Origin of the sequence: Chryseobacterium sp. T20, from assembly GCF_047345655.1 — a bacterium.
Lineage (GTDB): Bacteria > Bacteroidota > Bacteroidia > Flavobacteriales > Weeksellaceae > Chryseobacterium.
Genome location: NZ_JBLFDU010000006.1, coordinates 255450 through 266735, shown reverse-complemented (window position 1 = coordinate 266735; position 11286 = coordinate 255450). Strand labels below are relative to the sequence as shown.

10 protein-coding genes are annotated in these 11286 nt (G+C 34.8%); all 10 read right to left on the bottom strand.

Annotated elements, in window-relative coordinates; all coding sequences use genetic code 11:
- Positions 1-179 precede the first annotated feature (179 nt).
- Positions 180-854, bottom strand: a complete 675-nt coding sequence (locus ACMA47_RS15820) for a hypothetical protein (RefSeq protein WP_413930528.1) — start codon at positions 852-854, stop codon at positions 180-182.
- Positions 855-864: 10 nt separating this feature from the next.
- On the bottom strand, positions 865-1725 hold the full coding sequence (gene rfbD, locus ACMA47_RS15815) for a dTDP-4-dehydrorhamnose reductase (protein ID WP_413930527.1): 861 nt from the start codon (positions 1723-1725) through the stop codon (positions 865-867).
- Positions 1726-1772: 47 nt separating this feature from the next.
- Positions 1773-2258: an acyl-CoA thioesterase gene (locus ACMA47_RS15810; protein ID WP_413930526.1), complete on the bottom strand. Its 486-nt coding sequence runs from the start codon at positions 2256-2258 to the stop codon at positions 1773-1775.
- Between the two features lie 70 nt (positions 2259-2328).
- Positions 2329-2832, bottom strand: a complete 504-nt coding sequence (locus ACMA47_RS15805; RefSeq protein ID WP_413930525.1) for an OmpH family outer membrane protein — start codon at positions 2830-2832, stop codon at positions 2329-2331.
- A 65-nt stretch (positions 2833-2897) separates the two neighbouring features.
- Positions 2898-3452: an OmpH family outer membrane protein gene (locus ACMA47_RS15800; protein ID WP_079244001.1), complete on the bottom strand. Its 555-nt coding sequence runs from the start codon at positions 3450-3452 to the stop codon at positions 2898-2900.
- A gap of 8 nt (positions 3453-3460) precedes the next feature.
- Positions 3461-5995 carry an outer membrane protein assembly factor gene (locus ACMA47_RS15795; RefSeq protein ID WP_413930524.1) on the bottom strand — a complete coding sequence of 845 codons (2535 nt, stop codon included), beginning with the start codon at positions 5993-5995 and terminating at the stop codon, positions 3461-3463.
- A 28-nt stretch (positions 5996-6023) separates the two neighbouring features.
- The gene (locus ACMA47_RS15790) at positions 6024-6773 is read right to left on the bottom strand and encodes an isoprenyl transferase (RefSeq protein ID WP_413930523.1); all 750 of its coding nucleotides are present in this window, start codon (positions 6771-6773) and stop codon (positions 6024-6026) included.
- A 1-nt stretch (position 6774) separates the two neighbouring features.
- Entirely contained in the window at positions 6775-7665 is an 891-nt protein-coding gene (locus ACMA47_RS15785; protein ID WP_034692408.1) for a DUF6089 family protein, read from the bottom strand.
- Positions 7666-7878: 213 nt separating this feature from the next.
- Positions 7879-10383 carry a polysaccharide biosynthesis tyrosine autokinase gene (locus ACMA47_RS15780; RefSeq protein ID WP_413930522.1) on the bottom strand — a complete coding sequence of 835 codons (2505 nt, stop codon included), beginning with the start codon at positions 10381-10383 and terminating at the stop codon, positions 7879-7881.
- Between the two features lie 2 nt (positions 10384-10385).
- Entirely contained in the window at positions 10386-11276 is an 891-nt protein-coding gene (locus ACMA47_RS15775) for a polysaccharide biosynthesis/export family protein (protein WP_413930521.1), read from the bottom strand.
- Between the last annotated feature and the right edge of the window lie 10 nt (positions 11277-11286).

The window sequence follows — 11286 nt, the reverse complement described above, 5'->3', positions numbered from 1 at the left end:
CAGTGGGGCAAAGATAGAAACTTCCCATACACCACGCAACTTTATTTAACATAAATTTCATATTGAAACCATATTTTTCCCTAATACACTGGAAGGCAGGGAGAAAAATTTTAAACAAATAGCTCTTGTATTAAGTGTATTTAAAGTTCAATCCGAAATAAAGTGCTTATAATCGAATTTTACGGATTGCTTTCTTTATATATTACGCTCAAAAACTCAGCATAGGACTTCTCCAGGCCAATAATATCTCCGGATTTCAGATTCAAACCTCCTACTCCTGAGTTATCTGGTTTTACTTTTAGAGAAGAAACCTGAAAATAGAGGTTGTCATCATTGGCTTTTGGCTGAACTTTCACTGTAGAACCTAAAAGCTTTTTGGTTGAGATGGTATAGATTTCTCCCGAAACAACTTTTAATTTCAAAAATGATCTGGGAGAGATTTTATAGTCTTTACGGTTGATGCTTATCTTTTGGTCTTTTTCAGAAGAGGCAAATATATACATCTCACCATGTTTAACTGCTAATTTTTCTTTGGGCGTATAATATAAAGCGATTTTATAATTGGCAGCATTGAATGCCTGAGGTGTACCATCAACATTTTCGAAAGGTTTTAATTCAAATGTATTGGCACCAATCTCTTTTGCTTTTTTATATACCAAGGAAAATACGAGTGCATCATCTTTTGAAAAACCCTGTACTTCTACTTCTCCTAAATAAACAGCATCTGCTGCTTCTTTTCTTAGTAAGAATTTATCTGAGTTGTCATTTGTTTTTTCGACTCTGGTCATATAAACATTCTGTGCACTCCACAGCTGGATACATAACACGGAAAAGAGGATTGCAATATTCTTCATATATATAGTATTAGTGTGAAAGGATATCAACACATTCTTCAAGACTGTTTTCCCAATGTTTAGCTTCTATTTTGTAAACTTCCTCTATTTTATCCAAAGACATGGTACTTCTTACAGGTCTTTTGGCAGGAGTTGGGTACTGTTCGGTTGTTAATGGATTTAGTTTTATTGATGATTTTGAAAATTCAGCAATTTTTCTGGCAAATTCAAACCAGGTTGTCTCCGGATAGTTTGAGAAGTGGAAAATCCCATAGGTTTTCTGTGGTGCTTCAATAATCCTCATAATAGCTTCTGCCAAATCGTTTGCGTTAGTAGGCTGTCCAAACTGATCAGCAACGATTCCCAGCTCTTCTTTTTGAGAAAAAAGATTTAACATTGTTTTCACAAAGTTCTTATTAAATTCTGAATACAGCCATGAAGTTCTTAGAATGATTGTTTTTGGATTCATTTCCAGAGCAAGCTCTTCTCCTTCTCTTTTTGATGCGCCATATACTCCTATCGGGTTTGTAAAGTCATCTTCAGAGTAAGGAAGGTTTGTGGTACCATCAAAAACATAATCTGTAGAAACATGGATCAGAACAGATTTATAATCTGCGCATGCCTGAGCAAGATGAGCTACTCCACCAGCATTTACGGCAAAGGCTTTTTCTTTTTCCTTTTCCGCCAGATCAACTGCGGTGTAAGCGGAGGCATTGATGCAATAATCAGGTTTGTTATCATAAAAGAAATCATTCACCTGCTCTTCATTGGTAACATCTAAAGTGGATGAGTCTGTAAATAAGAATTCATATAGATGTTCAAAATCCGGGGCAATCTTTTTTATGCAGTTTCCTAATTGTCCGTTACTCCCTATTACTGCTATTTTTTTCATTTGTTTATTATTAATTTTTAAATTGGAACCTTCAATAAGAAATGGGGTTAAGAGTTCTTGGCATTCTGAGACCTTAAGAACTTCACTCTTGACTGGAAGTCTTTTTGGATAAGATCTACATAAAATTTATCAAAAATCACTTTGATATCTTCGGGATGAACTTCAGATTTTCTTGTTTTGACATTAAAATAAATAACGGTCACCCAAAGTACAGCATGAATCGTTTTTTCATCAAGGCTTTTCATCAGAATTTCGACTTTTGCTGTTCTATCCTGTACATCGATGGTCTTACTGCTGATTACTACCTGCGTATTATATCTTACTTCTTTCAGATAGGCTATTTCATTTTGAATAGCAATCCAGGTACAGCCGGTTTGTTTGGTATATTCTTCATAGGTAAACCCATAAAATGTTTCTACATGATCTTCTCGGGCATTGAACATATATTCAAGATATTTTACATTATTCAAGTGTCCGATTGGATCACAGTCACTAAACCTAACTTTGACCGTAGTTGATACTTCTTTTTCCATTCCGCAAAAATAAAAAAACCACCTCTAAAAGAGGTGGTTAGTTTTATAAATCTTTGTTAATTTGCTGAAATTATTGAATTCCTAGTTCTTTCTTCACAGCTGCAGTTGCGTCTGGTCCTGCTTTATAAAGGAATGCTGTTGAGTTTGCATCCATAATATAATCATATCCGCTAGCTTTAGCTACTTTTTCTACTGCATCGTTTAGCTTTTTCTCAATAGGAGCGAAAGCTAAGTCTTGCTTAGACTGAAGATCTTTTTGAGCTTTTTCCTGCATTTGCTGGATTTCTTCAGCTAATTTTTTCATTTCTGCTTCTCTTGCTGTGTTTTCGTCAGCTGTTTTCTTAGGAGCTTCAGTTTGGTATTGCTGATATTTAGTTTGAGCTGCGTCAGCTTTTTTCTTAATCTCAGCTTGTTTAGTATCTAAGAATGTTTTAAGATCAGCATCTGCTTTCTTTTTCTCCGGCATTGCGTTAAGAACTCCCATTACATCTAAAGTAGCAATTTTTTGAGCTTTTGCCATACCTACAGATACAACCATCATTACTGCTGCAAATAATACACTTAATTTTTTCATAACTGGTAAATAAATAATTTAATTTGTTTTTAGATTTTAAAATATAGCAAAAGTTAATTCTCTGATTATTTTTTGCCTTTGCTATTTGTTTTTTCCTTCTTGTCTGTCCCTTTTAATAGAATAGACAATACTTTTTCGGTGTAATCATATTTTGACTGAAGGAAAATAACACTAATGTTATTGCTTTTATCAAGAACTATGCCCAAGCCATTTTTTTCGGACATTGTTTTGATAGCTCCCCAAATCTGATCCTGAAAAGGCTGAACCAGATTTGTTCTCAGTTTTGTAATTTCACCATTAGCTCCAAAACGTAAGCTTGTTGTTGTTTTAATATTTTTATCAAGATCGGTAACTTCTTTTTCTCTAAGTTTAAGCTGGTCACCTATCAATAAAACTTTTTCACTTTCAAAAGCAGCCTTTTTTCTTTCATATTCAGACTGAAGGCTTTGAAGTTCAGATTCCCAGGTATCGATCTGAGAGTTTAATCTGGCTTCAGCTTCTTTATACTGAGGTAATTTATTCAAAATTTCATTAGTATCCACTACTCCGATTTTCTGGGCATTGTTCAACCCGAAAAGCAAAAGTAATGCGAACGTGAAAATTATTTTAAAGTGCTTCATAATTATAATTATAATGTTTGGTTCATCAAGAAGTGGTTTCTCCATCCGGACTTTTCACCAGAAATAGTCTTATCAAGACCTAGTGCGAAGTCAAATCCGATCAATCCAAATGCTCCCATATAAACTCTCACCCCAATTCCGACTGATCTTTTCAACTGGAATGGGCTGTAAGAACTCCATGAATTCCATACGTTACCACCTTCAGCAAATGTCAAAGCGTAGATTTTTGCAGTCTGGCTCATTGAGATCGGGTATCTTAATTCTAAAGTAAATCTGTTATAGATTGTACCTCCTCCTTTCTGTGTAATATCTTCTCCCTGACCTCCTTCTGTAGTGGCATTTTCATAACCTCTTAAAGGAATCAATTCTCTACCGTCATATCGACCTCCGAAAAGACCTGTACCACCCATATAGAATCTTTCGAATGGCGGAGCACCCAATTGGCTGTTATATCCATCCATGAATCCCATTTCTGCAGAAGATCTCAAGACCAGTTTTCCAATGATTTCATTGTAAACATCTGCTTTAAACTTGATTTTATAGAATTCCATCCACTTATATTTGTCAATAGCTGACATTGTGGAGTAATCTTTCTTCTTAAACAAGGAATATGGAGGAGTCAGTTTTGCTGAAAGCTCGATATTGGATCCAGTTGTTGGGAAAATCGGGTCAATACCTGCAGAGTTTCTGCTCAGTCCTAAGTTGACACTGAAGTTATTGGCAGTACCATTATTTTCAGTGGAATCTCCAAACTGGAATGGATAGTTTTTGAAGTCATACTTCTGGAACTGTAAACCAGTATAAAGAGAGAAATAGTCATCCGGCCAGTTCAATAGTCTGTTCAGACCTACTGAAGCAGAGAAGATGTTCAATTTCTGAGCGTCTCCATATTGATCTGTATATCTTACTCTTGAGTTGTTCAAACTTACAGAAAGAGCTGTTGGTTTTGTACCAAATAGCCAAGGTTCTGTGAATGACACTCCATAGTTCTGGAAGTACTGTCCTGCCTGCACCTGAATAGAGAACGTTTGTCCGTCTCCCTGAGGTACCGGTTTGAAATCTTTAAACTTAAGGAAATTCTTTAATGAGAAGTTATTAAATGTTAATCCTAAAGTACCAATGAAGCTGTTACCACCGTAACCTGCCTGTAACTGAACCTGAGAAGATCCTTTTTCTACAAGTTTCCAGTTGATATCTACAGTATTATCCACCTGGTTTGGCTGGATATCCTGTCCGATTTGCTGAGGGTCAAAGAATGTCATTCCAGCTAAATCGAAATAGGTTCTCTTAATTTCTGTTTTCTTGAATAGCTCTCCTGGCTTTGTTCTTAGTGCTCTAAGAATTACGTGATCATGGGTTGTTGTATTCCCCTGCCATGTTACCTTATTCCAGGTAGCCTGCTCACCTTCATTAATTCTTACTTCAAGGTTTACAGCATCTCCAGTTACCGATTTTTCAACAGGTGTTACGTTTGAGAAAAGGTAACCATTGTTCATATAAACAGATTTAATATCTGAATCATCCTCTTTACCACCGTCTTCACCAACTTTTTTGTTGAAACCTACAGCATCGTAGATATCCCCTTTCTTATATCCTAATAATCTCTGTAAGTATTCTGTAGCGTATACAGTATTACCCGTGAATGTAACATCCCCGATATAATATTTTTTACCCTCGCTAAGTTTCACATTGATTTCGTAGTTATTTCTTTTGTTTCTCCATACTGAATCTGAAACAATTTTAGCGTCTCTGTATCCAAGAGAGTTGTAATAACTGATAAGACTTTGCTTGTCTTCCTGATATTTATCTTCAATGAATTTTGAGGACTTCAATATTCCACCGATACCGAAACGTTTTTGCTTAGTTTCTTTGAAAGCTTTATTTCTAAGTTTTCTATCGGTTACATTATCGTTTCCTTCAAATTCAATATGATCAATTTTGATTCTTTTACCCTTATCTACATTGATTGTCCAGTCTACCAAAGAAGGATCACCTGCATTTACTTTATCCTGAATAGTGATTTTAGCATCTGCAAAACCTTTTTTGATATAGTCTTTAGGGACGTGGGTTTTAAGGCTTGAAACTAAGTTCTGAGTAATCTTAGTTCCTGGTTTAAGGTTGTTATCCTTTGCCAGTTTCTCACTTTTAGATTTACCGATTCCTTTTCCTGCAAATTTCACTTCTCCAAGTTCTTTCAGATCCTGCAGATGAAATTTCAGAACAATCGTTTGTCCTTCAATACTTTGAACATAAACTTCCACTTCAGAAAAAGATTGGGTATCCCAAAGCTTTTTTACAGCATTGCTGATTTTCTGTCCCGGAATGTCTACACTTTCTCCTTTTGTAAGGCCCGTAAATCTTAAGATCTGAGCTGGTGTATATTTTTTTACCCCATCTACAACGATGTCTTTAAGCGTATAAGTTCCTGCCTCATTTTCTGCATGTACAGCATTATTTACTTTTGTGCTGTCTTGTGGAGTTACTTGTCCATAAAAATGTGCAGAAGCAGCAAACATAATGATGGGTAATAGTCTAAACTTCATTTTATCGAGTCTTTCTTTTCTTAAAATTTTATTGGCCTTTTACCTGTTCACCGGTTAAACCATATCTTCTTTCCTTGTTTTGATAATCAACAATACATTGGAAGAAAATATCTTTGGTGAAATCCGGCCACAGCACATTTAAAAACTGTAATTCTGCATAAGCAATCTGCCAAAGCAGGAAGTTGCTTATCCTTATTTCGCCGCTGGTTCTGATCAGTAAATCTACAGGAGGAAAATCTTTTGTATAAAGATAGTTTTCGAATAAACTCTCGTTTATATTTTCTATCTCTACTTTTCCTTCTTTTACATCAGAACTTATATTTTTTACGGCTTCCAGTATTTCATTTTGTGAGCCATAGCTAATAGCCAATACAAGGTTTCCTTTTGTGTTTTCTTTTGTAAGCTCTACCACACGTTCCAACTGCTCTTTTACTAATGTAGGCAGTTTCTCAAGATTCCCTATAACATGCATTCTCAATCCTTTGCTGAAGATCTCTTCTGCTTCCAGCAGTAAGGTCTCTACCAACAGATTCATAAGGGTATTCACTTCTTCACTTGGACGATTCCAATTTTCTGAAGAGAATGTATACAGTGTTAAATAAGGGATATTAATCTCATTACATGCATTAATAGCATTTCTTACTGCATTAATAGCATTTTTGTGACCGAAAGTTCTTTCTTCGCCACGAGATTTTGCCCATCTTCCATTACCATCCATAATGATGGCTACGTGTTTTGGTAAATTCTCAGAATTTATTTTTTCTCTAATCAACGACATATTATTCACAATAACATGGAGGTCTTCCGAACGAATATGTAAGTCCTAAACTGAAAGTATTTATCCAGTCGTTGGATCTTCCATCTCCAATATTTCTCTTTTTAATAAACTCTGCTTCTCTTTCTTTAGAAACCGCATAATAATTTCCTGACTGTAATAATGAACCACCTGTAGCGGGATCCAAAATATCAGCATTAAAAGAAGTTTTTACATCTTTGGAAAGGATCTTACTATGATCCAACTGATCCGTCAATGTATATCTGAATGTAGCTTCTGCAAATATAGCCCAAGAATGGTTGAATTTATACTTCAAACCCACCCCAAAAGGAATATGCATTGTTACTTTTTTCCCTAATGAATAGTCTGTTGTAGTGGTAAAATCCAATTCATTGATTGGAGCCAGCGCTACACCATCAGCATCTCTCCTGAAATCATTCACAAGAGTAGCTTTAGGAGCATCAAACATTAAAGCACCGATACCTCCGAAGATGTAAGGGCTCAGCATGCTGATCTGCTCATTATTTACAGGGAAAAAGTTATATTCAAACATTAAACTCGCCTCATACACATTGTTTTTTCCGTATGAGTTTCTATTTCTTCTATAATCCTCTTTCGCCGCTTTATCACTAAACTGAATCTGATTGTATCCCAAATCCAATCTAACGGTCTGATGCGGGTTAAAATTAAATCTGTATAATAAACCACCATAAAATGGGATGCCCCAATCTGACGCTCTGCTTAAATCCAACGGCTTCTGTAAAATATAATTTGTCCTTCCTACATCTCCCACTAGGTTACTCATACCTAGACGAACTCCCAATTCGTTTCTTTGTGCTTTAACACTTACCACTCCAAGGAAGGCAAGGAAGCTAAACAATAATTTTTTATTCATAAAAGAATATGGATTTATGGTTATTTTAAAATTTAATTTTTGCAAATATAAAACATTTTTATATTAATGATAATCTTAATGTTTAGTTAAAAATAAACAAAAAAACATAATTTGTTATAAAGTAAACGGCAAAGTGGCAAAAATATTCTTTTTTTCATAGAATGAAAATACTTTAAATATGAAAAAACCCCCATTAAATGAGGGTTTAATGCTTTATTTTTTATTGAATAATACCTGTACTTTATTTCTGATCCTTATTAATAAAGGCTCTTTATAATTTTTATCTTCATCAAAATATCCGTAACCATAACCATATCCGTAGCCGTAACCGTAGCCATATCCGTAGCCTTGTTTCGTGTTATAGTCATTATAAACAAGTCCTAAATTATTAACTTCATCATTATGATACTTTTCAGTAATCATTTTCAGCATATACTTTTCTGTATATTCATGGCGTACTACATAAATATTGGTATCCGAATACTTCATCAGCTCATATGAATCAGCCACAAGCCCTACAGGTGGTGAATCTATAATAATGAAATCGTATTTTTCTTTAAGTTCTTCTATAAATCTGATATTTTTCTGGCTCATTAATAGCTCAGATGGGTTTGGAGGGATAGGACCTGAAGTAGCAACATCAAGATTAGGGATCTTGGTTTTGTTAATAATCTGATCAATATCTACTTCACCTGTAAGATAATTTGAGATCCCATATTTATTATCAATCTTAAAGTCTCCAAAGATTTTTGGTTTTCTAAGATCCATTCCTAATAAGATTGTTTTTTTATCACTCAATCCTATTACGGATGCCAAATTGATAGAAATATAAGTTTTCCCTTCTCCCCCAATGGATGATGTGATCAAAATAACTTTACCTTTTTCACTTTCATTATCCATTAAGAATCTCATATTGGCTCTTATTCCCCTGAAAGCTTCAGATACAGATGATTTTGGCTGTTCCAGAACGGTAAGCATATTTTCATTGCTGTTATTTCCTATTACTCCAAGAAGTGGAATTTTCGTAGCACTTAACAGCTCTTTAATATTTCTGATTTTACTGTCTAATACTTCACCCACAAAGATAAACAGTAATGGAAGCAGCAGTAGTCCAGAGATAATAGCAGTCTTTGCTAGCTTTACATTAGGTCCGATAGCTCTTTGTCCCAGGTTTTTAGCAGGGTCAATCACTGTAATATCAGATTGATTGGTAGCCATTCTCATCTTCGTATCACTTTGCCTTCCCAAAAGACTATTATAAGTAGCCTCAATCATATTATATCCTCTCTCTGCATCCAAATATCTTCTTTCTTTTTCAGGGTAAGAAGCTAAATCTGAGTTGGCACCTGAAATATCACGATCAATTTTGTTGATCTCATCATAATATCTGCTATAATATCCTCTTAAGCTGTTCGATGATCCCATTCTTGCTTCATCAATAAGCCTGTTGATCTCTCTCATGGGCTCTGATGAAGGCTTATAAATAGAAGCCATTTCTGCTTTTTTGGTATATAAAGCTTTAAGTTCAGAAACTGTTGCTGAAAATACTCCATCTTCAAAACCTGCGGCATTGGTTCCAATCATTTTATCAAAATTCTGGGACTGCAGCGTGTTTTTTATATTGTTAAGAGAATTGATCTTGCTTATGATATCTGCTTTTTTAGCCTCCAGTTCTTTTATTTTTTCAAGAGATTTTTCATCTCTGTCTTTAATGTTATAAAGTTTTTCTGAGGTTTTTAAATAATTCAGCACATTAGCACTTGAATCAAGCTTTTTACGGATATTATCCAGATTTTCTTTTAAAAAGATGTCTGTGTTCTTATTAACTACATTTTTATCAGCCAATCTCTTCTTTTGTAATTCTGTAACAGACTTATTAAGGAAATTAACTGTACTATTAAGGTTATAACCCGTTTTAGTAATAATCATAATAGACCTGATTTCTTTATCAAAGTCAACACCTGTACTCGAAACAATTTCATTTACACTCTCATTCACCGAGTTCAGGTTTACAATGATATTATCCAACTTGATTTTAGTAGGAACAGGATTTCTAAGGAGTCTGAATCTCAGGTTAGGAGAAGTGTACCACTCATTGATTTTAATGACTTTATCAGCAGGTCTGCCGTATGAATTGATACTCTGAAAGCCTTCAACTTCATAATTATATAAGTTTGTAGATTCTCCTTCTTCGGGTAAAACCACTTGATATGCGCCATCACCTTTTGGTATCAGGGTGATAGGATAATTAATCTGTTGAAGATGTTGTTTATCTATCTGAAGAAAGACTGGTGAATCATCTTTATCCAGGTAAGTAGATTTTATCAGCCCTTTGGTAGAATAATTAACAAAAAGATCCAGTTCTTTTACCAAAAATTCGTTATGTGATCTGGATAAAAGCATTTTCTTCAGATAAAGCCCATCCTGATTTCCGGTATCTCCCCAAATGAAGTTGATCGATTGATTATTCTGTGTTGGTAAAAACTCAGACCCTTTACTGGAAGTACTTAATGATAAATCTGATGCATAAATATTTTGTGCATAGTAATGAGTGTATCCCCATGCAAGCGCATAGCCAATAAAAAACATGAATACAAACCAATACCAGTTCTTAAGAATCCTTCTTAAAAAGTGCTCTAAATCAAATAATGCAAATGATCCATACTTTTCTTTCTGAGAATTATTCTTCTCTGCAGCGTTTACTCTTTCTGGAATCATGACTAAAGATTTTTAAGAAGTAAATAAATAGACAATGCTGTAGTAATCACCGAAACTCCTGTTGTTAAAGTCTGAATAGGATCTTTTCCGAATCCATTCAAGCTTTTTGCTCTTGTGTTCAGATAGATTTCATCGCCATTCTGTACATAATAGAAAGGAGAGTTCATAAGATCTTCGCGGGTAAGATCTATTTTGGCAATTTTGATTCCTTCCGGAAGCTTTCTGTGGATAACGATCTCTTTCTTATCAATCGTTCTGTTTAATCCGCCATTAATAGCCAAAGCCTCAGTAATGGTAAGGGTATTTTTATGGGCAACTTTCTCTCCTGAAAGGCCAGTAGTTTCTACGTCACCAAGAATATAATAAGTAATACCATCTGTATTCAAACGTACTTCAGACTTACCTTCCTGGAAATTTTCATTTACTTTTTCCTGAATTTCTTTTCTAATATCCTCTAATGTTCTCCCTTCGGCTTTTACATAGCCAATTCCAAAAACATTGACATCTCCGTTGGAGTCAACCTTGAGCCCATTAAAATAAAAATTCATGTTTCCTCCTCTGCTTGCTCCAGAGGTTGTACCAATTCCTCCTCCAACAGAACCTCCACCTGACATAGCAGGGCTTATTGCTGTTCCAGCTCCAGTTCCAATTCCTCCGGAGGAATTGTAAGAGGAATAAAACTGTGCAGCATCTCCTTTGGGAGTTGTTACAATGTTAAGATTAAGGATATCATTTTTGGTAATCCTGTATACAGGAATGTTGTAGGGAACGAGACCTTCTTCATTAATTACAAGACTCTCACTTGGCTGTAAGTATCTTACATCCTTTGTTGTAATACATGAGGTAACTAAAAGAGGGAATATTAAAAATAAATATTTAAAGTTTTTCATCATATATAATATT